The organism is Nocardia sp. NPDC058640 (assembly GCF_042716995.1).
Classification (GTDB): Bacteria; Actinomycetota; Actinomycetes; order Mycobacteriales; family Mycobacteriaceae; genus Nocardia.
The window spans coordinates 1-23,620 of sequence record NZ_JBHXRG010000028.1 but is presented as its reverse complement, the minus strand read 5'-3'; the positions used below and the strand labels follow the sequence as shown (position 1 = coordinate 23,620).

Genomic DNA, 23,620 nt, shown 5'->3' with positions numbered 1-23,620 from the left:
GTTGTGTTACAAGAGTGCGGAAACAGTTTCGGTGCCGTAAACCTTGGCGGTGCACCCCGGATCGGCCGCGCACAACCCCGCAGAATGAGCCTATGACCGAAGCCTCGCCGACCGCACTGCCCGCGGATTTCGCCGGGGACCTCGACGAACGAACCGCCGCGGGGATCGCCGCGGGGATCGGCCGCCGAATCCGTTCCGGAGCGCTGGCTCCGGGTACCCGTCTGCCGACTGTGCGCGAGATGGCGCGCGAACTGCGGGTGTCGCCCGCCACCGTCAGCCAGGCCTGGCGTGCGCTGGCCGCGACCGGCGCGATCACCGCGCGCGGGCGGGCGGGCACCTTCGTGGGGGAAACGCCGCAGGCGCCGGTCGGGCGGTATCAGCGCCTGCACTCGCACTCCGACAACGCTTTTCGCGTCGATCTGTCGCGCGGCACACCCGATCCGGCTCTGCTGCCCGACCTCGCCGCCGCCCTGCACGCGCTGTCTCGCGACACCGCGCCCGGCGATCTTTCCGCGCACTATCTGGGCGAGGCGGTGCTGCCCGACCTGGCCCAGACCCTGCGCGCGGACTGGCCGTGGGTTTGCGAGCGGCTCACCGTGCTCGACGGTGCCCTGGACGCGGTGGATCGACTGCTGGCCGCGCACGTGGGCTTCGGCGACCCGGTGATCGTGGAGGACCCGTGCTTCCCACCGTTCCTCGACCTGCTGGCTCGACTGGGCGCCCGCCCGATCCCGGTGCCGTTGGACGAATCCGGTTTCCGCCCTGCGGAATTCGCGCGCGCCTTCGACGGACCCACCCCGCGCGCGGTGATCTTGCAGCCGCGCGCCAACAACCCCACCGGCGCATCGCTGGGCGCGGCCAGGGTCCGTGAACTGGCCGCGGTGCTGCACCCGCACCCGACGCTGGTCATCGAGGACGACCACTCCGCGGGCATCGCGACCACCCCGCTGCGATCGCTTGCCTCCCGTTTCCCCGAACGCGGCGTCTACATCCGCTCCTATTCCAAATCGCACGGCGCCGACCTGCGGCTGGCCGTGGCGGGTGGTCCGGCGGCACTGCTGGATCCCGTGGTCGAACGCCGCATGCTCGGACCGGGATGGTCCAGCCGACTGCTGCAGCGGGTGCTGTTGACGATGCTGCACGACGACGACGCGTGCGCCACCGTCGCCGGCGCGCGCCTGGAATACCGCCGACGTGCCACCGTTCTGCGCCGCGCACTGGCCCGCCACGACGTCATCGTGGCCGTCGGCGACGGCATCAACCTGTGGCTGCCGGTCTCCGACGAGAACGCCGCCATGATCAGCCTCGCCGCCGCGGGCATCAAAGCCGCCCCCGGCGGCCCCTTCGAAGCAGGCGACCGCCCCGCCACCGACCACCTACGCCTGACCCTGGGTGCGCTGGGCGACACCGACATCGCCTGGCTGGCCACCGAACTTGCCACCGCGGCCACCGCCATGCCGACCTACCGGCGCATCCGCCGACCCTGATCCCGAGGCGACACACCGACCGCGCCAGACCGCCGCCAGAGAGCGCATCCGCCGCCCTCGATCCGAGCCGGCGTCACCGAGTCGCCGACCTCCGACCCCGTCGACATCCCCTCCGCCGACCCTGACCTGCGTCGTCGCGCACCCGTACGGCAGAATGGACCACTGCCTATCACCGGGAGATACCGCTGTCCACCATTGCTTGGACCGAAGACAACAGTCGGCACACCGCCGTCTGGCATTCGGAGAACGGCGCGCCCGCGCCGCACACCGTCACCACCGCCGACGACGAACTGTCGGCTGATCACGCCTACCGCCGCATCAAGGCGGGCGAGGCGCTGCTGTGGCGCGGTGACTACAACAACGGACGGCAGCTGCTGCAGGCGCTGGGCCGACGCGCGGACCGTAAGCCGGCGAAGAAGCCGACCTCGGGCGGTCTGGGCGCGCTGTACGAGTACGAGCGCGTCAAAAGGCGTACTCGCGCAAGCATTCTCGGCAGTCTGCTGATTCGCCTCGGTCCCGGCTACGAGCTGGACCTGCGCCGCGCGCCCGACGTGGCGGCAGCGTGCACGGCGGCTTATGGACCGGCCAATGCCGAACGCGTGGTCACGTTCACCGAACTGTTGGGCGTGCTCAGCGCCTACCGGTGGCAGCAGCAGGGTGTCGAGGTGCCCGCGTTGGGTGCGCGCGTGTACCCCGGGTACGGCGTATTCTCGCCCACCCGAAGCGAATACGTGGATCTGGTCGCCGACGCGCCCCTTGACCCCGAGATCCGCACCGCCTTCGATCTGGGCACGGGCACCGGAGTGTTGGCCGCCCTGCTCGCCAAGCGTGGCGTGCCGGAGATCGTGGGCACCGACATCAATCCGCGTGCGCTGCGCTGCGCCAAGGACAACGCCGAACGCCTGGGTTTCGGCCGCAAGATCGCGGTCACCGGGCCCGCGCTGTATCCGTTGGGCCGCGCCGATCTGGTGGTGTGCAACCCGCCGTGGCTGCCCGGCGTGCCCACCTCGGACCTGGAACGTGGTGTCTACGACCAGGATCAGTCGATGCTGACCGAGTTCGCCCGCGACCTGCGCGAGCACCTCACCCCGCACGGCGAAGGCTGGCTGGTGCTGTCGGACCTGGCCGAACTACTGGGCCTTCGCCCCGCCGACCACATCCCCCGCCTGCTCGACGACGCGGGCCTGCGCGTGCTGGGCAAACTCACCACCCGCCCCCGCCACCCCCGCGCCACCGACCGCGACGACCCCCTAGCCGCCGCCCGCACCGCGGAAACCACGACCCTGTGGCGATTGCGGGCGCGTTAGCCGAGGCGCTGTGCTCGGCGCCGCACCGGTCGACATCACGCCGGGCACAGCATCGGCGCGCTCGAGCGGACCGCCGCGGGCGGTGTCTCGACCACCTCGAGCGTCATCATGGCGCCTACGGAGTCGGACGAGCGTGCGCACCGCCGAGCCCGAAGGCGCTGCGGGCGCACCGTTCTCCCGGGTCGACACCCACGCGACGGGTCGGACTGGCAGGATGCGCGGTACACCGTCCAGTGCCACCCGTTTTCGAGGAGATCTCACCAAGGTGACCAGCATTTCGCAGCACCGATCCCATATTCGCGCGCTGTTCGGCATCGGCGCCGTCGCGGCCGCCCTGGTGGCGCTCGCGCCCGCCGCGCAGACCGCACCGCAGCACCAGGCGGTCATTCCGGGCTGCACCCCGGCGATGGCGGGTGTGCCCAACGGCAAACAGTGGCCCACCGAACCGGCACTGACCATCGACACCGCCGCGAGCCATACCGCCACCCTCGAAACCACCTGCGGCACAGTCACTGTCGAACTCGACGCCGCCGCCGCGCCGCGCACGGTGAACTCGTTCGCCTTCCTGGCAGGCGAGGGCTACTTCGACCACACTCGCTGCCACCGCCTGACCACCCAGGGCATCTTCGTGCTGCAGTGCGGCGACCCCACCGCCTCGGGAATGGGCGGCCCCGGGTACAAGTTCGGCGACGAGAACCTGGCGGGCGCGGTCTACCCGGCCGGCACCGTGGCCATGGCCAACGCGGGCCCCGGCACCAACGGCAGCCAGTTCTTCCTGGTCTACCGCGACACCCAACTGCCCCCGAACTACACCCCGTTCGGGACGATCACGCAGGGCCTGGACGCGATCACCACTGTCGCGAACGCGGGCGTGGCGGGCGGCGGTGCCGACGGTGCGCCGGTGGCCGACGTGGTCTTCAACGCGGTGACCACCTCACAGAGCTGACCAACGACAAGGGCCGCATCTCCGACACTGGAGACGCGGCCCTTGGCGAAAGCTGGGGGTTTCAGCTGATCAGCCCGCGCTGATCGAGCTGAACAGACCCTGGATGACCTGCAAGATCACGTCGGCGAGAAATTCGGCGGCCGAACCGGACATGGCAACACTCCTAGTTAACGAGTCTTCATCAGGTGAGAACGAACAAGTGAAGCGTGCCTCATTCACTTGTACTCACGGAGCGTTTTGGGTGAAAAAAATCTGAACAAAACCCCGAAGGTCGCGTTCTCGCTCAGAACGCGACCTTCGGTGTGCAGGACTACAGGTACTGACCCGTATTGGACTCGGTGTCGATCGCCCGGCTGGCCGAGGCGTTCTTGCCCGTGACCAGCGTGCGGATGTAGACGATCCGCTCGCCCTTCTTGCCCGAAATGCGTGCCCAGTCATCGGGATTGGTGGTGTTGGGCAGGTCCTCGTTCTCGGCGAACTCGTCCACGATCGAGTCGAACAGGTGCTGGATCCGCAGACCCGGATTGCCCGTGTCGAGAACCGACTTGATCGCGTACTTCTTCGCCCGGTCCACGATGTTCTGGATCATCGCGCCGGAGTTGAAGTCCTTGAAGTACAGGACTTCCTTGTCACCGTTGGCGTAGGTGACCTCGAGGAACCGGTTGTCGTCGCTTTCGGCGTACATCCGCTCGACGACCTTCTCGATCATCGCCTCCACGCACGCCTGCTTGTCGCCGTCGAACTCGCGCAGATCGCTCTCGTGCAGCGGCAGCGTCTCGGTGAGGTACTTGGAGAAGATGTCCTGCGCCGATTCCGCGTCGGGACGCTCGATCTTGATCTTCACGTCCAGTCGACCCGGTCGCAGGATCGCGGGGTCGATCATGTCCTCGCGGTTGGACGCGCCGATCACGATGACGTTCTCGAGCCCTTCCACGCCGTCGATCTCCGAAAGCAGCTGCGGCACAACGGTGGTCTCCACATCGGAGGACACACCCGAACCGCGGGTACGGAAGATCGAGTCCATCTCGTCGAAGAACACGATCACCGGGGTGCCCTCGGACGCCTTCTCGCGTGCCCGCTGGAAGATGATCCGAATGTGCCGTTCGGTCTCGCCGACGAACTTGTTCAGCAGCTCGGGGCCCTTGATGTTGAGGAAGAACGACTTGGCTTCCTTGGCATCCTGCCCGCGCGACTCGGCGATCTTCTTCGCCAGGGAGTTGGCCACCGCCTTGGCGATCAGCGTCTTGCCACATCCGGGCGGGCCGTACAGCAGCACACCCTTGGGCGGGCGAAGTGCGTACTCGCGGAACAGATCCTTGTGCAGGAACGGCAGTTCCACCGCGTCGCGGATCTGCTCGATCTGGCGACCCAGGCCACCGATGTCGGTGTAGTCGACATCGGGAACCTCTTCCAGCACAAGGTCTTCGACCTCGGCCTTGGGCACCCGCTCGAACGCGAAGCCGGCCTTGGAGTCCACCAGCAGCGAATCACCGGGCCGCAGTTTGCGAATGGGCCGATCGGGGTCGGTCATGTCGTCGACTTCGGCGATCTCCGACAGCGGACCCGACAGCCACACCACCCGCTCTTCGTCGGCGTGGCCGACCACCAGGGCGCGGCGGCCGTCGTCGAGAATCTCACGCAGCGTGCCGATTTCGCCGATGGCGTCGAAACTTCCGGCCTCGACCACGGTGAGCGCTTCGTTGAGGCGCACGGTCTGGCCGTACTCCAGTTCGGTGGCGTCGATGTTGGGCGAGCAGGTCAGGCGCATCTTGCGGCCGGAGGTGAACACGTCGACCGTCTGGTCTTCGTACACCTTGATGATGATGCCGTATCCACTGGGCGGCTGGCCCAGGCGATCGACTTCCTCACGCAGGGCGATCAGTTGCTGACGCGCTTCTTTGAGCGTGTCCATCAACTTGCCGTTGCGGATGGTCAGCGAATCGATCCTGGCTTCCAATTCGCGTGCGCGATCCGGCGAGTCGGCGAGTTGCCTGCGGAGTGCAGCCGACTCGGCGCGTACCGCCTCGAGCTCTCGCCAGGCCGCCGAATCCGAATTCTCGTTGGGGCTCATGATGCTGCTCCTCCCAGTCCCGGTCTATCAACGCTACCGGGCGCGGTCCGTTCTCGCTTTCCGACATGGTTTCGTCGTGATCACATCTTGTACGGTCGGTACGACAAGAACCACAAAATCGCACCTGTTAGGCTCCCCTAACAGCCCGTACGGGGCACTCGCCCAACGAGTCGAAAGGTTGCTCTCGCATGCTCCTTGCTCCCCGCACGATCCGTGTCACCGTCGCCTCCGCCGCCGCGGCACTCGCCGTCACCGTCGGACTGACCGGTTGCGGCGACTCCGACGATTCCTCGACGAACGCCACCACGAGCAGTACCAGCATTTCCGCCGCTGGGTCCAGTGTTTCGCCAACTTCGGCCCCTGCCGATGACAACGCCGCACCCCCCACCGCGGATTCCCTGAAGGCCACTTTGGTGCAGTTCGCCGATCCGTCGGTGTCCACCGACGACAAGGCGAAGCTGTTCGTCGACGGCGACAAGCACAAGGCCAGCATCGACCAGATGAACGGCAAACTGGGCGGCTACACCCTGACTTTCGCAGTCGACAACGTCACTACCAGCGACAACAACACCGCCACCGCCGACGTGACGATCACCTCCCCGCACGGCACCGCGCCCTCGTTCCCGATGACCTGGCAGCGCGACGGCGACTCCTGGAAGCTGTCCAACACCAGCGGTTGCCTGCTGCTGGGTTTCGCTCAAGCGCCCTGCACGCCCGCCTGACCGATCGCGGCACCCGGATAGACCTTCGGGATCTGCCAGTCGCGCTGCGGGCCGGCTAGCCCATCAAGATCGCGTGTGAGATCTCAGTCGCCGGTGCCGCAGGCGATCCCGTCGCGGTTGCGGTCCAGCTTCAGCCGGTCGTCGCCGACCACGCGCAATGCCCGCAGTCCGTGCTCGCCCAGCCACGAGCAGTGGTCTTTGTTCTTGACGCCGGCGGGCAGTGTCCACGGCACGCACTGGGCCGCGGTCCCGTAGCGGTGATCGCAGCCGTCGATGCTCGACTCGACCTTCTTGCTGATGTTGCCGTTTCCCGAAGGCCCGTGTTTGGGACCTTTCGGCGTGTCGGCGAACGGCAGGATGTGCGGGGCGGGTGTCGAGGCGGGCGCGGCCGAGGCCGTTTGGTCGGTATCGGCGAACATCGCGAACGCCACCGCGGCGGCTATCACGGCTGAGGCGGTCCCGGTGAGATATCTGCGCGGCACTGTCGGGCCTTTCATCCGAGGTGGATCCACTGGGCCACCGAGGGCACCCCGGCCGCGTTCACGACCGTGAGCATGTACCAGCCCGGCGGCGCGATATTGGGGTTGGAGGTGACGTTGGCGGTGATGGTGCCGCCCGCGACCGTGAGCGGCAGGTCCACGTACCGCTGGTTGGGATCGGAGGAGTGCGTGACCGCGGCGGGCCGGATCAGCGACGCCTTCACCACCGGGCCGTTCACCGTGAGCTGCTGCGCGCTGCCGTAGCTCCACGCCTGGCTGGCCACGGCGGTGATCTGCGGGCGCGCGCCCTTGAACAGGTACGGCGGTGAGTAGATCGACACCCGCTGGTCGAAGGATCCGTCGGCCGGGTTCTCGCCGACCGCCATGACACGTCCGTCGGGCAGCATGAACGCCGAGGAGTGGTAACCGCGCGGCACCGGATCGGTGGCCATGCCCGCGGCGAAGGTGTTGGTGGCGGGATCGAACATCGAGGCCTCGAAGACCGGGTCGGTCCGATTGTGCAGGGCGCCACCGGTTTCCAGGACCATGCCGTCGGGCAGGATCACCGCCGAGGGGTACATCTTGCCCTGGGCGGCGGTTTGCGCGACGCCGCCGGTGAGTGTGCCGGTGGGGATCGGCGGCCCCGCGTGGTAGGTCGGGTTGCCCTGTTTGAGGTCGATCAGGTCGGTCAGGCGGTTGGCGTCGGGGTTGGTGAAGGTGTTGCCGCCGCCCATGGTGAGCACGCGCTGGTCCTGGGCGGGCGGCAGCAGCACGCTCATGGACTGGTCGCGTTCGTCCTTGTTCTGCAGGCCGGGAACGTCGACGATGGTGCCCGCGTCGTAGTCGTAGATCGAGGCGCCGGAGCCGTCGAGGCCGCTGCCGAAAACGTGTGCGCCGGAATAGAACAGGCGGCCGTCCTGCAGCAGGATCATCGCCGGGTACAGACCCCACCAGGCCCAGGTCTGCTTCGTTTCCCCGAATCCCAGCCACCGGTTCTGCGCGGCCGAGAACCGTTCGGTGACCACGGTGCCGCTGGAGTCTTCACCCAGCCCGCCCAGCGACAGGATGTCGCCGTTGCCCATCGTGGTCGCCGAGGGGTACCAGTGCCCGGCGAGCATGTCGTTGGTGCGGGAGTACGACGAGGTGGCCGGGTCGAAGATGTAGGAGTCGCGCAGCCCCTTGTACCCGTGCTCGGGTGCGGTGTAGGCCTGCGTGCCGCCCATGACCAGCAGTTTGCCGTCGGGTAGTTGGGCGTGCCCGGCGCAGAACACATCCCAGGGGGTTGCCAGTTCGGTGAACTGGTTGGTCGCGGGGTCGAACTGGGCGGTTTTGAAGGTGCCCGCGGCGAAAGCGTCGGGGTCGTTGCCCGAACCGGCGATGAGCAGCACCTTGCCGGTCGGCAGCACCGCGGCGTGCACCGCGCGCACCGGCGACGGCATGGCCAGCACCTCCCAGCTGCCCTTGGCGCACTGGACCTGGGTGCCGGTGCAGGTCGGCGGTTCCGGGGTGATCGTGGCGTCGGACATGGCGTAGTCGTCGGTGGTGAGCACGCCTGTGCCGTAAATCGTGACCCCCCAGGAGATCTGGTCGGTGTTGGGCGGGACGACGGGGGTGCGTACCTGCGCGGCGGTATAGGCGCCAGTCACGGGTAGCGACGCCAAGTCGGTCCAGTACTGCCAGCCGTTGGTGATGTCGTGCCGGAACACCGTGAACACCGTGTTCGGCGTCGTGGTGGTGTACCACACGGACAGGTCGTACTGGTGTCCGACGGTGACCGTCGGTGCGCAGGCAGGGCTTTCGAGCATCATCGCCTTGCGGTCACCGGAGGTGTGCGCGCCGATCTCGATCCGCATGGCCGAGGTGCCCGTGTGGGCCTGCGGGGTGACGGTGAAGGTGAAATCGTGGGTGCCCCAACCGGATTTCTCCCAGCATTGCGGAAAGCCGTCGCCGCCAAGGGTTTCCATACCCGCGTTGCTCACCACGTTCGTCGGCTGGGCCGCCACCGGTGGGGCGATGACGACCACCGCGAGCACGGCGACCAGTGCGACACGGCGCAGGATCGAGTTAGTCGGCATGGGTACCGTCCTTGTCCACGGCGCGCACTTCCACGCGGCCCTCCCCCGTGCCGAACACGGCAAGCGGGTACGAATTGTCCAATACCGCACGCAGCGTGGGCAGTTCGGCGGCCGAGCCGCGCACGAACGGACTGGACACGACGTAGTCGACGTCGCGCCAGCCGTTGTCCAGGCGCACCGCGGGGTCGACGTCGAGTTTGTAGAACCAGATGGCGCCCATCCCCGGCGAGAAGCCCAGCTCGACCATGTCCAGCCAGATCACGTCTTCGACCACGATCTTCTTGGTCCCGTTGTCGCGCAGATTCGCGCCCATCCACTGCACGGCGCTGACGTAGGCGTCGGCGCGGCCCTCGGTCATCGCCTGCTCGTTGCCCGCCACCCAGCGCGGCGCGACCACCGAGAGCCCGACCAGTCCCAGGACCGCGAGCACCGCGGCGGTTGCCACCCGCTGCCCCACGTCGACCCGTTCCAGTGCCGCAATGCCTTGTCGCGCACCGATTTCGATCACCCCGGCCAGTGCGAGGGCGAAGAACGGCAGCAGCTGCAACACGTACATGGTCGGCAGGTAGCCGCCGGGGCGCAGGGCAACCGCGATCAGCAACACCCCCGCCAGTGCGATGCCACGCAGTCGCCGAACCGCCAGTGCGACAACAACAGCGACCGCACCGCCGACGAGAATCACCGCATCCACGGTCAACCATTTCGTCAACAGCATGTGCGCCAACGAGTCCGACGCCCACAGCGCGCCGGTCCCCGCGCGACTGTGCAGCTGCCACGCCACCCCGTCCAGCATCGACACGTGGCCGCTACCGGGCAGCAGTTCGTTCTTCAACAGGGCGTACAGCGGGTAGAACGCGATCGCGAGGACGAACGACACGCCCGCGCCGATGACGGTGAACTTGCGGGTGGTCGGATGGCTCGACGTCCACAGGGTGTAGACCAGCGCCGGAATGACCAGCACCATGGTCTCTTTCGACAGCACCGACATCGCCGCGCACAGTCCGGCCGCCATGTGCACACCGAGGCCGCGGCGCGGCGAGGTCGCCAGCACGAACGCGCCCAGCATCCACGGCACCGCGATGCTGTCGAGGTAGATCTGCCGTTGCAGTTCCACCGACAGGGGCGACAGCGCGAACAACACCACGGCCAGCCCCGCCGCCCACGGCCGCATCGACAACCGTCGCGCCAGCACGTACAGCAGGGTCGCCGACACCAGCACCGCACCCAGCATCACGAATCTGCCGTTGGCAGCGGTCATTTCGTACGGCGACAACAATTCCGGCAGCCACGAGAACAGGCTGATCTGGATCCAGCCGATCGGCGGATGGTCGTACCAATAGGTGTAGTGGGTCAGGCCGTGCCCGGTGCCCACCGCCCAGGCCTGCGCGAGGTAGGTGCCCTCGTCGTCGCTGAAGGCCGGGTAGTTGCCGATGTTGGTGCCCTGCACGATCGCGATCAGCGGCAACAGCACCGCCAGCACGACACCGTCGACCTTTCCGCGCAGTCGGGTGGTCGGCTCGGGTGGCGTTGGCGCAGCGACAATTTCAGGAATCGGCCGCAGTTCTGTCAGGGTCATGACGCCACCTCCGCTGTGCGTGTGCCGGTCAGATGCGCGCCCACGTGCGCGGTCAGTTCCCAGTTGTTGCGCCCGGTGTACTCACGCCAGACCGCGCGGGCGGCCGCCGCGGTGAGCACCAGGTTGTAGAACACCGAGCCCACGACCAACTTCACGTAGTGGAGCAACCGCACCTTCACACCGAATTGCCTGCCGAAGTCCTGCAATCCGACGATTTCGAACGCCAGGGTGGCCAGGGTGGGCACCAGCGGAAGGAAGGTGATCATCGCGACGCCGTCGGGCACCTTCACGAACAGGCCCACGAAGATGCCGATCACCATCGCGATGCCCGAAAAGGCTTGCAGGAACGGGCTTGCCAGGGTGTACCGGGCGAGCAGGCGCCGGGTGAAGGTGGGCAGCGCGCGCCATTCCCGCTTGCGATAGACCTGCATGAAGCCCTGGTTCCAGCGGCACCGCTGTTTGAACAGCGCGTACAGCGAACCGGGGGTTTCCTCCCTGGTGACCAGGGCGGAGTTGTAGGCCACGACCGTGCGCGCCCCGCGACTGGACAGGCGGGTGCCCAGTTCGCAGTCCTCGGCCAGGCAGTTCTCGTCCCAGCCGCCGACCGCGCGCAGCAGCGGCAATCGCACGAACACGGTGTTGCCGCCCAGCGGGATGAACCCCTGCGCGGCGTGCAGGTGCAGTCTGCTGCGGAACCAGAAGAAGTACTCCAGACAGTTGCGCAGCGCGTACCAGCTGGAATGGAAGTTCACCAGCTGCACCCCGCCCTGCACCACGTCGGCGTCTTCGCTGCGGAACGCGAAGTCCACGTGGTCGAGCAGGTCCGGGTGCACGTGATCCTCGGCGTCGAACACCCCGACCACGTCGCCGGTGCACACCGCGAGGCCCGTGTTGAGCGCCTTGGGTTTGTTCTTGACCGTGTGATAGTCCACGACCACCCGCAACCGGTCGGGCGCGGTAGCCGCGACCGCTTCGGCGACAGCGGCGGTGTCGGGGTCGTCGTGCCCCACGATGACCACGATCTCGATGTTGGTGTGGTTGGTTTCCAGCAGCCCGCGCAGGGTGTGCCCCAGCACCGCCGATTCGTGCCTGGCAGGCACCAGCAGCGAGAACTTCAGTTCGCCGGGACCGTCGGGATCCGGAAAGCGGGTCGCGGCAAGGTTTTCCGGAGTGCGCCAAGCGTGCAGCATCCAGGTCAGCGTGGCCACGGAGTTGGCGAACAAGGCAAGCGACAGCACAACAAGAACAAGCGAAAGCATCGAGCCCCCAATGGCTTACCCGAACCGGGTGGCGGTGCGACAGTCGCCCCCGACGTCGCGCACTCACCGTAACGTGCCCGACGTCATGCCGCACGTTCGCCCGTGTGAACTCGAGGTTAAGGAATACCTGCATTCAGCAGGCAATTCCCTTGCGTGCCAACAGTTCACGGACCCGCTACGCAAGATTGCAGGCGCGGCCTCGAGTAGTTCCCCCCACGGCCCGGGTAGTTCCGCGCTATGGTGCCGGCGGCGAGTGCGCGATAGTCGATGCCATGAGTTCGCTTCCCAGTGTCGCGGTGGTCGCCGCGAACACCCCGGCCGATCGTGACCGGTTCCTGGATCTGCTGCGCATTGCGTCGCTGGTGGTCGTGGTCGTCGGCCACTGTCTGATGCTGACCGTGCACGTGTCGGGCGGCCAGGTGCATTTCGGCAACATCCTCGCCGATCTGCCGATCTTGCAGCCGCTCACGTGGGTGCTGCAGGTTCTGCCGCTGTTCTTCTTCGCCGGTGTGGCCGCGGGGGCGCGCGGCATCGAGCCCGGAACCTCGTGGGGTGCTTGGCTTTTCCGGCGCGCGCAGCGGCTGGTGCGTCCGCTGGGCTATTTCGTGGCCGCCTCGGCCGTGCTGCTGGCGGTGGCCGATCTCGTGCTCGCGCCGGGGTGGCATCGGCCGCTGGCGGTGACCGGTGTACAGCTGCTGTGGTTTCTGGGGATGTACCTGGCGGTGCTGGCGTGTACGCCGTTGCTCGCGGGCTTTGTCAGCAGTGCGCGACGGATGTTCGGCACTGTGGCAGTGATCGTGGTGGTCGCGGCGATCGTGGACGCGGTGCGGCTCACCGGTGGTCCGGGCGAGCTCGGCTATGCGAATGTGATCGTCTGGCTGATTCCGGCCGTGCTCGGAATCGGTTATCTGCGTGGACTCTTGGCGCGAAGGTCGGCGGCGGTGCTGGCGTGCGTGGTGCTGGTCGTGGATGTGCTGCTGGTGGTGGTCGGTCCGTACGAGGCGAGCCTGGTCACCGTGCCGGGTCAGCGATTGTCGAACCTGGCGCCGCCGTCGCTGTTGCTGGCGGGGCACGCGGTGGTGCTGTGCTGCGCGGCGGTGGCCGTCGCGCCGTGGTTGCGTGCGGTGGCGCAGCGGCCGCGGGTCTGGTGGCTCACGGTCATCGGCAACACCGGCGCGATGACGCTGTACCTGTGGCACATGCCCGCCCTGCTGACCGTGCTGGTGCTCAGCCATGTGGCGGGCATCGACCGCACCGCACCGACCGAACCCGGCTTCTGGTTGCTCACCGTGGTGCAGCTGGTGTCGACCGCCGTGCTGACCGGTTTCCTGTTCCTCGCCCTGCGCGGCCTCGAAAACACCCCGCTGCCCTGGTGGGACGGCCCGGTCGCCGCAGTACACGGTGCCCGGTCCGCCGCGACCGTGCTCGCGGTGATCGCAGCGGGCCTGGCGATCCTGCAGGCCACTCGCTGGGGACTCACCCCCGACGGCTGGACGTGGTTCGCAGGCGCGGCGGCCGCAGTGCTGACCGCCCGCCTGCTCACCCGTGTCGCGAAGGTCAGCCCTTCGACGGACGCCGCTGCGGTTTCGGGGTGACGGTGCCCTCGGCCAGGCGACGCGCGCTCACCAGGAACGCCGTGTGCCCCTGCATCCGATGCTCGGGACGCACCGCCAGACCCACCACATGCCAGCCGCGCACCATCGACTCCCACGAACGCGGTTCGGTCCAGCATTCCTGCTCACGCAGCGCCTCGACCACCTTCGACAGCTGCGTCACCGTGGCGACGTACACCACCAGCACACCGCCGGGAACCAGCGCCTTGGACACCGCGGGCAGCGCGTCCCACGGCGCGAGCATGTCCAGCACGACCCGGTCGACCGGTTCGCCGTCGTAGTTCGCCACGTCGGCGATGGTGATCGACCAGTTCGGTGGACGTTCACCGAAGAACGTCTCCACATTGCGCACCGCGTGCTCGGCGTGGTCGTCGCGGATCTCGTACGAGATCACCTCGCCCTCGGGGCCGACCGCGCGCAGCAGCGAGCAGGTCAGCGCACCCGAACCGGCGCCGGCTTCCAGCACGCGCGCACCGGGGAACACGTCGCCCTCGTGCACGATCTGGGCGGCGTCTTTGGGGTAGATGACAGCGGCGCCGCGCGGCATCGACAGCACATAGTCGGTGAGCAGCGGGCGCAGGGCCAGATACGGGGTCCCGTTGACCGACTTCGCCACGGTGCCCTCGTCCTTGCCGATGAGGTCGTCGTGCTTGATGCCGCCGCGATGGGTATGGAATTCCTTACCCTCCTCGAGCACCACCGTGAAGAGGCGACCTTTGCCATCGGTCAGCTGCACGCGGTCCCCGATCGCGAATGGACCGGTCCGTCTGGCCGTCATGAATCTCCTGTTCATCGAAGTCTCCGAAGGAAGACTCCAGCCTGCCAGGCCCAGGGATCCGCGCGGTCGACGGGTCAGCTATTTCGCGGCGGCCAGCGCTGTGTGTTGCTGGCCGGTCAGCGTGTGCGCCTCGTCCTGGGACTTCGCCCACACCAATGCGAAGTAGGGTCCGCTCGATACCGTGCACGACCACCGGCTGGCATCGGCATCGGTCCAGCACGCCGAGCCGGGCACCGAGGCCGGCGCGGGCGCTTGCTTCCAGTCGGTCTGCCCACCGATCTGCGCGGCGGTGGCGGCCGACAATTTCGCCGCCCCCGCGGCGTCGGAGGTGCGATATACCGCGCTGTCCTTGCGGCCCAGAGCGCTCACCCCCACCTCTCGATACAGCGTCACCGCGGCTTGTTGATCGTCGGCGAACAGCAGCGCGCCGTGCGGTCCGAACGAACCGCTGCTGGCACTGCCGTCACCGACAGCAAGGGCGTGGATGCCGGTGGGGTCGTAGGGCAGATCGGGCAGGTCGGCCACGGGGGTGGCGGTGAACGAATCCAGCGCGGGGCGTTGCAGGGCCAGCGCGGCGCGCACGGTCCGCTCGATCTCGGGCAGACCACCGCCGGCACGAATCTTGGTGAACACCACGAACTCTGCGTGCGGGGTGAACGCCATGCCTTCGAGTTTGCCGCGGTTGTCCATGGTCAGCACGCGCGCGTCGGGTTCGTCGGGCAGGCCGGTGGCGGTCCAGACGCCGGACTGCAGCATTCCGCTCTGGGTCGTGGCGGTGGTGGCCAGCGCCGTGGCCGCCGCCTGCGCGGCGTCGGTGTCGGGGAAACGCAGGATGCCGTGCGTGAGCCAGCTGATGTCACCGCGCATGCTCGCACCGTTGGAGCGTTGGCTGACGAAACCGGTGAGCATCCCGTGCTCGGTCGCCGCGGCGCCCAGGGCGTTGTTGTGGTCGGTCATGATCGTGAGCATCGGTTCGGTGAGCACGCCGGTCTGCCCGGCCCGCACGAACGCGGGGTCGATGTCAGTGGGCAGCGTGAGCACCTCGGCCATCCGCGCGCCTTCGGCGAGCTTGCCCGCGTGCAACCGCTGTTCATCGTTGCGCACCGTGGTCGTCGGTGTCGCCGTGGTCGTGGTGGTGCTCACCGGCGCCGGGACCGGTCGCTGCGGGTCCTCGCACGCGCTCACCATGATCACCGCGGCCATGACCGCCCCCACCCGCAATACCAGTTGCATCCCGCGATCCTGACAGACCTGGCGCGAACCTTCGCCCCCAGGGCCGGATCGGGCAAGGTTGTCAGTGGGTGCGTCTAATCTGCGAACTATGTCAGTGCCCGTGTCTTCACCCCCTGCCGACGCCACCGTCGACGCACCGGTTCGCCGGTCGCGTCCGGCGTTGTCCCCTTCGCGGGCAAGCGATTTCAAGCAGTGTCCGTTGAAATATCGGTTGCGCGCGATCGATCGGGTGCCCGAACCACCGTCACGGGCTGCGGTGCGCGGGACTGTGGTGCACGCGGTGCTCGAGGACTTATTCGGGTTGCCCGCCGACGAACGTCAGCCGGAGCGGGCGGCGGAACTGGTTCCGGCGGCGTGGGAGCGGGTGCGCGCCGAGCGGGATGGCGTGGACGAGCTGGTGGCCGAGAGTGGGCCCGAGGCGCTGTTCGGGGAAGTGCGCAAGCTGGTGGCCAGCTACTACGAACTCGAGGACCCGCGACGGTTCGAACCGCATTCGCTCGAGGAACGGGTCGAGGTGGATCTGGACGGTGATGTGCCGCTGCGCGGATTCGTAGACCGGATCGACGTGGCGTCCAACGGGATGCTGCGCGTGGTGGACTACAAGACCGGGCGCTCCCCCGGCCCGATGCACGAGGCGCGCGCGCTGTTCCAGCTCAAGTTCTATGCCCTGATGATCCTGCGCACCCGCGACATCGTGCCCGCCCAATTGCGCCTGATCTACCTCGCCGACAAGAGCGTGCTCACCTACACGCCTGATCGCGATGAGCTCGACCGTTTCCAGCGCATTCTCACCGCGTTGTGGCAGGCCATCCTCGAGGCCGGCAGCACCGGGGACTTCCCGCCCACCCGCAATTCGATGTGCAAGTTCTGCGACTTCAAACCGCTGTGCCCCGAGTACGGCGGCACGCCCCCGCCTTATCCGGGATGGCCTGTGCAGGCGGCGGTTCCGGCTGATCTTCCGACGGACCGGCTCCCGGAAGACCTGTGAACTCCGGACTCACCTGTCGGCCGGACCCGACAGAGAAGGGAGCCCCCTTGGGTAATGACGCACAGCCGAGGGAACGCGCCGACTCAGGGTGTTCGGGTCTTACGTCCATTCGACGCGTAGTGCGTTCGGGCCGCGCAGTGCCGTACCGACCTGGCTGGTGATCACCGCGTCGTCGTGCGCGTTGTCCGCCAACCGGAGTCCCGGTAGTCGCTGGACCAGGGCTGTCAGGCCGGTGCGGAGTTCGGCCAGTGCCAGCCAACTGCCCAGGCAGCTGTGGGGGCCCTGACCGAACGACAGCATCGTGGTGACGCGGCGGGTGATGTCGAACCGGTGTGGCTCAGGGTATTTCGCGGGGTCGCGGTGGGCGGCGTTGATGGCGAAGATGACCGGGGTCAGCGCGGGGATGTGCAGGCCCTGCCAGTGCACGGCGGTCGGGCACGCGCGCGGGAGCAGGCCCACCGGGGGTTCGAAGCGCAGGCCCTCCCAGATCGCCCACTGCGCTTGCTCCTCCGGGTCAGCGGCGACCGCCGCGAGCTGATCGGGGTGAGTCAGCAACGCCGACAACGTGTTTCCCAGAGCCAGCATCGTCGTGTCGGCGCCTGCCGGGAACAGCAGACGCAGAAACGCCAGCACCTGGTCGTCGGAAAGCGTTGTCCCGTCCACGGATTCGGTGACCAGCTTCGAAATCAGATCATCACCGGGATCACTGCGACGAGCGGCGATGATCGGCACCACGTAGTCGGCGAACTCCTGCGAAGCGCGTTGGGCGGCAGGCGGATCCAGCGGGAAGTAGAACAGATCGTGCGCCCAGCGCAGCACCGTGGATTCGTCCTGTACGGGCAGCCCGAGCAACCTGGTGATCACCAGAACCGGGTAGCGCGTGGTGAATTCGGCAATTAGGTCGACGCTGCCCGCGTCGACGAACCTGTCGATCAACTCGTGCGCGATCGGCTCGAGCAACGGTTCGACCCAGCCGGTGACCAGGCTGCGCCGAAACGGCGGCGAGACGATCGCCCGGTTCACGCGATGCTCGTCACCGGTCATGCACTGCAACGTCCGGCCGAGCACCGGCTCGGTGGTCATCGAGTACACCGCCTGCGCCGGGAAGGTCTGTTCATCCTTGAACGCGGCCGACACCAGATCGTGGGTCAACAACAGCACCGCGCGCACGCCGGCGAAGGGCACGATCGCATACGGTTTGCGTTCGCGCAGGTCAGCGAGCAACTGGTGCAGCTCCGGGGTGTCCTGGAAGGCGAAGTCGATATCGGTGACATCGAGTTGGTCCAGAATCGTCGGCGTCGTCATAAGATCCTCCGGACACGAATATTCGTGTCAGCTATACGAGTTTTCGGCACGCAGACCGTAGGTGAGTGCGCCGGGAAGAACAAGAGGCAATCCATGACCACCTCCCCGCCCACCGATCGGGTCGTCTCGATCGTGGAACTGTTGGCCACCAAGGCGCCGATGAACGCCGCCGCCATCGCCGACGCACTGGACCTGAGCCGCTCCACGGTCGGCGCGATTCTGACAACCCTGCAGTCCCACAACTGGGTTCAGCGTTCCCACGACCTGACCTACCGCCTCGGCCCGGCCTTCCCACACCACAACGCCCGATCCACCAACCCTGCAGCGCTGCCCTCGGGTGCCCAGGACGAACTGCGCGCACTCGCCCAGCGAGTCGGCTGCGGCGCGGCCCTGGCAGCGGTCACCCCGACGGCGATGACCTTCGTCGCCATCGCCACCCCCGATCGGCCCTCGTCCACCACCCACGACGCCAGCTCGTCCGCCGGCCACGGCCGGGCCATCCCGGGCGGAATCTCGTCAGCCATGAACGACGGCCGCGCTTCCGCCCTCGACCGCGCATCCACCGGCGTCGGCGCCGGCCACGGCCGAATCCCGACCGGCATCGAGGTCGGCACCCGACTCCCGCTGCGCGCCCCGGCAGCCGCCGCGGTCGTCGCCTTCTCCCCGCCCGACCAGCAACGCGCCTGGCTCGACACCGCCGACCCCACCCAACGCCGCGAGCTCGCCACGGCCCTCACCGAAATCCAGTCCACCGGCGCGGCCGTCTGGGGCATCGACCCCACCGACCTGGGCACCCTCGACATCCTCGCCGAAGTAGCGGGCCACCTGGCGCACTCCCCCGCCACCGGTCCCCTGCGCCGCCGAGTCCTCGGCCTGCTCGCCGGTCTCAGCGGCTACCCTCACACCACCGCCGACCTGGCCGAAGACCAGCCCCTACCGATCGCGTACCTGGCCGCCCCGGTGTTCGACGCCGACCGCATCCCCCGCTGGGAACTCCAGATCGGTCCCCTGCACCCGGCGGTCTCCCTTTCCGGCCGCGACCACTACCGCACCGAACTGCTCGCTGCGGCAACCCGACTCAGCACGCCACCCTCCTGACCGGCGAGACCGGCGTAATCACACACAACGCACCGAAACAGTCAGAAAACTGACTACAACGCGTCGTTGTGTGCGATTACGCCGGGCATCTCGCCGATTCACACGGCGAAGTCACGGAACAGCAGCACCGAAAGCCCCAAGCCGACAAGCAGGTTGACCACCACCGCCGATCCGAACACCGCGATCGGCCGCCACCCCGCTTCCCGCAATCCGCGCAGCGAGAATTCCAGGCCGATGGCGACGAAGGCCAGGATCAGGAACCAGGTGCGCAGGTCGTTGATGATGGCGATGTGCGCGGCACCGGTCTTCTTGTCCACCGACTGCAGGTACAGCGTGCCGATGATCGACGCCGCGATGAACCCGAGCACGAATTTCGGGAACCTGGCCCAGAATTCGCCGATGCTGGGACGCGCCGCACCCGGCGTGCGATCCACCCGGAACGCGAACCAGGCGGTGAGCGCGATCGCGACCACGCCGATCAGCGCGTTCTGGGTGGTCTTCACGATCGTGGCGATCTGCAACGATTCCTCGCCCGCCAGCGCTCCGGCGGCCGCCACCGCGGCGGTGGTGTCGATATTGCCGCCGATCCACGCACCGGCCACCGCGTCGGACAGCCCGAAAACGTCTGCCAGCCAAGGCAAAAGGAAAATCGAGGGCAGCGCGAAAATGATCACCAGCGAGGCCGCGTAGGCGATCTGTTCCCGTCGCGCCTGCACCGCGCCCGCCGCCGCGATCGCCGCGCTGACCCCGCAGATCGACACCGCGCTGGACAGCAGCGCCCGCAGTTTGTCGTCGAGGCCGAGCTTGCCGCCGAACCACCAGGTGAACCCGAACACCGTGGTGATCAACACCAGCGCCTGAACCAGCGCGGGCACCGCCGCACTGACCAGAATCTTCAGGTTCACCGATGCGCCCAGCAGCACCACCCCGGTCTTGATGAAGAACTCGGTCCGGAACCCCGCCGAAAGTCGGTCGCGCAGACCGATTCTGCCCAACACCACATTGCCGATCAACCCGATCGCGATCGCGTACACCGGATATTCCACCGACTTCGCGACCCGCTTCAACGGCGTATCCGCCGCCCACTGCGGAACATGGGTCTCGAAGTACCGCGTCAACGCCCCCAGTGCGAGCACCAGCGCGATGCCGGCCACGATATCGCCGACCGTGGGCCGCGGATTAGCTTGCAGCGCCGCGGTTTCCGTCGTAGTTGTCGTCGTCGACTCGCTCATCACGGCACCAGCCAACCGGGCACGGCCCCGACCAACACCAGACCGATCAGAACGAGACCGACGACCGTAGCCAACCAGTCTTCATTCCACTTCAACGCGCTACCCGGCCGCGGCTCGGGCGGTGTCTGCGACACAGTGACTCCTTGTGTTCCTCATCGAGCGAGAACCGCAAGGTAACAACGGAAAAGCGCGAAAACACCGATTGCGCTCAGCCTGAACGAATCTCGCCGTCATCCGCACGATAGGCTGCACAATGTTGCAGGGTCGGTCGAGTTCTGGGGTGGGTTCACGTGCACGTTTCCGGGAAGGTGCGCGTAGCCGCACTGGTGTTGATCGCAGTGTTCGGGACGCTGATAGTCAACGCCTACCTTGTCGATCACGACACCCACGCGGCCGCGCCGTTCGGCGGCGGACACGTCCTACACCTACCCGGTCCCGACATCAATGTGCGTGAGTACGGTCCGCCCACTGAGGAACGGGCAGTCGTTCTGCTGCACGGATATCTGGCGTCGATCGAATGGTGGGACCGAGTCGCGCCCGAGTTGGCCACATCCGACACGAGGGTGGTGACGATCGATCTGGTCGGTCACGGCGGTTCCGAAGCGACCAGTGATGACAACGACTACAACGCTGCAGGTCAGGCAACAGCGGTCAGGAGGGCGCTGGATGCGCTTGGCATCCGCAGGGCAACCCTGGTCGCGCACTCGATGGGCGGGCACATAGCCACGTTGGTGGCCGAGCAGGAACCTGGCCGGGTAGACCGGGTCGCGGTGATCGACACTCAGGGCGGCCCTGGGCTTCGGGATATGCCGGTGATGAAGACGCTGAGTTGCTGGCCGTTGCTCGGCGCACTCACCGACCGTTTCCGCAGCATCGACGCGCTCGCCGGGCGCTCTTTACAATCCGGATTCGCGGAAGACTTTCCTGTCCCGTCCCTCGCACACCGGTCCCTCGAGCGATCCACCCATCGCGGTGTGTGCCGCTCAACGGCCGCCGTCGAACTGAATGGTCAACGCGCAGTAGCTGATCGGCTAGCCGCACTGAACAAGCCAGTCTTGGTGATCTGGGGCGAGCGTGACGTGCTGGCCCCGACCTCGGCGAATGTCGAGAAGTTCACCGAGGCCGGCCTGGTACCGCACATCATCGCCGGTTCCGGGCACAGTCCGTTGGTAGAGAATCCCGACGCGGTCATCGCCTTGGTCGCACCATTCGTCGCACGAACCCACGGCTAGAGCTACTGCAGGCGGCGTTCCTCTTCTTCTTCCAGGCGACGGCGCTCTTCCTCACGGTCGACCTGTTCCTTCTCGATCTTCTCTTCGTGTTCGTTCTTGTTCGACATGTTCGCCCCGATCATTGATTGTCCGGACAAATCTGCGGTCCAGCCTACTCGCGGTGGGGTGCCTGTCGGCGTTGGTGGCACGGTGCGCGGTCTGGGGATGCCGGTATACGCGGCCCAGGCACCGAGCATGCACAGCGCGGCGACGGGCATCGACATCAGACCGATGTTGCCCATCTGCCGGAGCCATCCCGGCGTCCCGCTGCCCTCGCCTGCGATGCCGAGCATGACCGATACCGGGGATTGCCAGGCGGCGTTGTCGCCGCCGTCGGGGACGAACCAGCAGAACAGTGTCAGGGTCACCAGGTGGGTCCAGAGCGCGCACACGATGATTCGCCGGCGCACGGGTGAGGCGGACCCGAACCGGTCGTTGGCCACCAGACCCTTGGCAATCCACCACCCAGTGCCCAGGCAGGCCAGCCACACCGGCGCCCCGAAGAAGACGAAGAAGACGAAGATCCACCCGGCGGACGAAGTCGTTCGCGCGATCCAGTCGACGATCGGGATCACTATCAGCGCTATGGCTGTGGTCCATCTGAACCACTGAGACATGGAACAACCCCCTTCATCAACGGCCCGCACCGACTCCCCCGGCGTGGGTCCGTTCGTCGTTCACCCTACCGGCGAGCGCCGACAGCATCGTGCCGTCCGCGCTCGACCGGGTGAACGGCTCAGAATGCTCGGCAGGAGCGGATGTCGGTGGCCAGGATGGCCTTGGCGCCCAGGTCGGCGAGGCGGTCCATGAGTTCGTTGCCCTGTTTGCGGGGGACCAGGGCGCGGACTGCTACCCAGTCGGGGTCGGTCAGGGGGGAGACGGTCGGGGATTCGAGGCCGGGGGTGATGGCGATGGCGGCGTCGAACAGGGACTTGGGGCAGTCGTAGTCCAGCATCAGGTATTGCTGGGCGAAGACCACGCCCTGGATGCGGTTGATGATCTGGTTGCGGGCGCGGTCGTCGGGGTCCGAGCCGGTGCGCTCGATGAGCACGCCCTCGGAGTCGCACAGGGACTCACCGAAGGCGACCAGGTTGTGCTGGCGCAGGGTGCGGCCGGAGCCGACCACGTCGGCGATGGCGTCGGCGACGCCGAGCTGGATCGAGATCTCCACCGCGCCGTCGAGGCGGATCACGTCGGCTTCGATGCCGAAGCGGGCCAGGTCGGCACGGACCAGGTTCGGGTAGGAGGTGGCGATGCGCTTGCCCGCGAGGTCTTCGACTTTCCAGTCCTCGCCCGCGGGGGCGGCGTAGCGGAAGCTCGAGCGGCCGAAGCCAAGCGACAGGCGTTCGCTGACCGGGGAGCCGGAGTCCAGAGCCAGGTCGCGGCCGGTGATGCCGAGGTCGAGCTCACCGGAGCCGACGTAGATGGCGATGTCCTTGGGGCGAAGGAAGAAGAACTCGACCTGGTTGGACAGGTCGAGGACGGTGAGCTCGCGGGAGTCGGTGCGTTTGCGGTAGCCGGCTTCGCTCAGGAAGGAGACGGCGGCTTCGGACAGCGAACCCTTGTTGGGAACTGCGACGCGCAACATGAGAATGGGGACCTTTCGGGGGAAGTGAGCAACGTGTCGATCGCGACGGTGGGGCCGTCACAGATGTCGGTACACGTCCTCGAGCTTCAACCCGCGGCCCAGCATCATCACCTGGACCCAGTACAGCAGCTGCGAGATCTCCTCGGCGAGCGCGTCGTCGCTTTCGTGCTCGGCGGCCAGCCAGATCTCCCCGGCTTCTTCCAGGACCTTCTTGCCCTGGAAATGAACGCCTGCGTCCAGCGCGGCCACGGTGCCAGAGCCCTCAGGGCGGGTCTGGGCACGCTCGGTCAGCTCGGCGAACAGGGATTCGAAGTTCTTCACGAGAACAGATTCTTTCACACCGCCGCCACCACAATTCCGACCCCGCACACCACACCCACCTGAATCCGCCTACCCACCCTCCCAACCCCGCACACCCGACCCACCGGAATCCGCATCACCCGCCCTCCCCGCCCTGCACACCACACACCTGAACCGGCCCTACCAGCACACCCAGCCCCACACACCACACACCTGAACCGGCCCATTTGACCCCAACCCACCCCACCCCCCCCCCCCCACAATTAGGGGACAGTAAAGAAAAAAAGAAAAC

21 protein-coding genes are annotated in these 23,620 nt (G+C 67.3%); 8 read left to right on the top strand and 13 right to left on the bottom strand.

The annotated features are described in order from the left end of the window. The first annotated feature begins 92 nt into the window (after window positions 1–92). The 3 genes from ACFWU5_RS23575 to ACFWU5_RS23565 all read left to right on the top strand — a co-directional run bounded on the left by ACFWU5_RS23575 (window position 93) and on the right by ACFWU5_RS23565 (window position 3,740). The gene (locus ACFWU5_RS23575; protein ID WP_379268878.1) at window positions 93–1,487 is read left to right on the top strand and encodes a PLP-dependent aminotransferase family protein; all 1,395 of its coding nucleotides are present in this window, start codon (window positions 93–95) and stop codon (window positions 1,485–1,487) included. A 551-nt stretch (window positions 1,488–2,038) separates the two neighbouring features. After that, complete coding sequence (locus ACFWU5_RS23570) at window positions 2,039–2,794, top strand: methyltransferase (RefSeq protein WP_379268877.1); 756 nt, start codon at window positions 2,039–2,041, stop codon at window positions 2,792–2,794. A gap of 133 nt (window positions 2,795–2,927) precedes the next feature. Further along, window positions 2,928–3,740, top strand: a complete 813-nt coding sequence (locus ACFWU5_RS23565) for a peptidylprolyl isomerase (protein WP_379268875.1) — start codon at window positions 2,928–2,930, stop codon at window positions 3,738–3,740. 310 nt (window positions 3,741–4,050) lie between these two features. Here the strand turns inward: ACFWU5_RS23565 and arc are convergent, their stop codons facing one another. Beyond that, on the bottom strand, window positions 4,051–5,811 hold the full coding sequence (gene arc / locus ACFWU5_RS23560) for a proteasome ATPase (RefSeq protein WP_379243268.1): 1,761 nt from the start codon (window positions 5,809–5,811) through the stop codon (window positions 4,051–4,053). A gap of 188 nt (window positions 5,812–5,999) precedes the next feature. Here arc and ACFWU5_RS23555 point away from each other — a divergent pair, with 188 nt between their 5' ends. Beyond that, window positions 6,000–6,533 (top strand): hypothetical protein, encoded by a 534-nt coding sequence (locus ACFWU5_RS23555; RefSeq protein WP_379268873.1) that lies wholly within the window; start codon window positions 6,000–6,002, stop codon window positions 6,531–6,533. A gap of 83 nt (window positions 6,534–6,616) precedes the next feature. Here ACFWU5_RS23555 and ACFWU5_RS23550 read toward each other — a convergent pair whose 3' ends face one another. Genes ACFWU5_RS23550 through ACFWU5_RS23535 form a run of 4 tightly spaced genes read right to left on the bottom strand, consistent with a single transcriptional unit; the run spans window position 6,617 to window position 11,922 of the window. Next, entirely contained in the window at window positions 6,617–7,030 is a 414-nt protein-coding gene (locus ACFWU5_RS23550) for a hypothetical protein (RefSeq protein WP_379268871.1), read from the bottom strand. Further along, complete coding sequence (locus ACFWU5_RS23545; RefSeq protein WP_379268869.1) at window positions 7,027–9,087, bottom strand: galactose oxidase-like domain-containing protein; 2,061 nt, start codon at window positions 9,085–9,087, stop codon at window positions 7,027–7,029. Before ACFWU5_RS23545 ends, ACFWU5_RS23550 begins: the two co-directional genes overlap by 4 nt. Then, the gene (locus ACFWU5_RS23540; RefSeq protein ID WP_379268867.1) at window positions 9,077–10,663 is read right to left on the bottom strand and encodes an ArnT family glycosyltransferase; all 1,587 of its coding nucleotides are present in this window, start codon (window positions 10,661–10,663) and stop codon (window positions 9,077–9,079) included. Before ACFWU5_RS23540 ends, ACFWU5_RS23545 begins: the two co-directional genes overlap by 11 nt. Beyond that, window positions 10,660–11,922, bottom strand: a complete 1,263-nt coding sequence (locus ACFWU5_RS23535) for a glycosyltransferase (protein ID WP_379268865.1) — start codon at window positions 11,920–11,922, stop codon at window positions 10,660–10,662. The genes ACFWU5_RS23540 and ACFWU5_RS23535 overlap by 4 nt, the downstream gene beginning before the upstream one ends. Window positions 11,923–12,194: 272 nt before the next feature. Between ACFWU5_RS23535 and ACFWU5_RS23530 the strand changes: the two genes are divergently transcribed. Next, the gene (locus tag ACFWU5_RS23530) at window positions 12,195–13,517 is read left to right on the top strand and encodes an acyltransferase (RefSeq protein ID WP_379268863.1); all 1,323 of its coding nucleotides are present in this window, start codon (window positions 12,195–12,197) and stop codon (window positions 13,515–13,517) included. Here ACFWU5_RS23530 and ACFWU5_RS23525 read toward each other — a convergent pair. Together ACFWU5_RS23525 and ACFWU5_RS23520 are read right to left on the bottom strand one after the other, a co-directional pair. After that, window positions 13,480–14,313: a tRNA (adenine-N1)-methyltransferase gene (locus ACFWU5_RS23525; protein ID WP_379243282.1), complete on the bottom strand. Its 834-nt coding sequence runs from the start codon at window positions 14,311–14,313 to the stop codon at window positions 13,480–13,482. The two genes, ACFWU5_RS23530 and ACFWU5_RS23525, sit on opposite strands and share 38 nt — an antisense overlap. A 78-nt stretch (window positions 14,314–14,391) precedes the next feature. Further along, window positions 14,392–15,546 (bottom strand): hypothetical protein, encoded by a 1,155-nt coding sequence (locus tag ACFWU5_RS23520; RefSeq protein ID WP_379268861.1) that lies wholly within the window; start codon window positions 15,544–15,546, stop codon window positions 14,392–14,394. Between the two features lie 88 nt (window positions 15,547–15,634). On the opposite strand from ACFWU5_RS23520, the gene ACFWU5_RS23515 reads away from it, so the two are divergent. Further along, window positions 15,635–16,534, top strand: a complete 900-nt coding sequence (locus tag ACFWU5_RS23515; RefSeq protein ID WP_379268859.1) for a RecB family exonuclease — start codon at window positions 15,635–15,637, stop codon at window positions 16,532–16,534. 99 nt (window positions 16,535–16,633) lie between these two features. On the opposite strand, the gene ACFWU5_RS23510 is transcribed toward ACFWU5_RS23515, so the two are convergent. Beyond that, entirely contained in the window at window positions 16,634–17,839 is a 1,206-nt protein-coding gene (locus ACFWU5_RS23510) for a cytochrome P450 (RefSeq protein WP_379268858.1), read from the bottom strand. 93 nt (window positions 17,840–17,932) lie between these two features. On the opposite strand from ACFWU5_RS23510, the gene ACFWU5_RS23505 reads away from it, so the two are divergent. Then, a complete protein-coding gene (locus ACFWU5_RS23505; protein WP_379268856.1) occupies window positions 17,933–18,937 on the top strand; it encodes a helix-turn-helix domain-containing protein in 1,005 nt (334 codons plus the stop codon). 98 nt (window positions 18,938–19,035) lie between these two features. On the opposite strand, the gene ACFWU5_RS23500 is transcribed toward ACFWU5_RS23505, so the two are convergent. Both ACFWU5_RS23500 and ACFWU5_RS23495 read right to left on the bottom strand, forming a co-directional pair. Then, window positions 19,036–20,169, bottom strand: coding sequence for a YeiH family protein (locus ACFWU5_RS23500; RefSeq protein WP_379268854.1), 1,134 nt, complete (start codon window positions 20,167–20,169; stop codon window positions 19,036–19,038). Next, the gene (locus ACFWU5_RS23495; RefSeq protein WP_379243294.1) at window positions 20,169–20,303 is read right to left on the bottom strand and encodes a hypothetical protein; all 135 of its coding nucleotides are present in this window, start codon (window positions 20,301–20,303) and stop codon (window positions 20,169–20,171) included. Before ACFWU5_RS23495 ends, ACFWU5_RS23500 begins: the two co-directional genes overlap by 1 nt. Window positions 20,304–20,459: 156 nt before the next feature. Between ACFWU5_RS23495 and ACFWU5_RS23490 the strand changes: the two genes are divergently transcribed. Further along, window positions 20,460–21,401, top strand: a complete 942-nt coding sequence (locus ACFWU5_RS23490; protein ID WP_379268852.1) for an alpha/beta fold hydrolase — start codon at window positions 20,460–20,462, stop codon at window positions 21,399–21,401. A gap of 2 nt (window positions 21,402–21,403) precedes the next feature. On the opposite strand, the gene ACFWU5_RS23485 is transcribed toward ACFWU5_RS23490, so the two are convergent. The 3 genes from ACFWU5_RS23485 to ACFWU5_RS23475 all read right to left on the bottom strand — a co-directional run bounded on the left by ACFWU5_RS23485 (window position 21,404) and on the right by ACFWU5_RS23475 (window position 23,367). Beyond that, window positions 21,404–22,057 (bottom strand): hypothetical protein, encoded by a 654-nt coding sequence (locus tag ACFWU5_RS23485; protein ID WP_379268850.1) that lies wholly within the window; start codon window positions 22,055–22,057, stop codon window positions 21,404–21,406. 119 nt (window positions 22,058–22,176) lie between these two features. Continuing rightward, a complete protein-coding gene (gene hisG, locus ACFWU5_RS23480) occupies window positions 22,177–23,028 on the bottom strand; it encodes an ATP phosphoribosyltransferase (RefSeq protein ID WP_379241998.1) in 852 nt (283 codons plus the stop codon). 57 nt (window positions 23,029–23,085) lie between these two features. Then, on the bottom strand, window positions 23,086–23,367 hold the full coding sequence (locus ACFWU5_RS23475) for a phosphoribosyl-ATP diphosphatase (RefSeq protein WP_379241999.1): 282 nt from the start codon (window positions 23,365–23,367) through the stop codon (window positions 23,086–23,088). Between the last annotated feature and the right edge of the window lie 253 nt (window positions 23,368–23,620).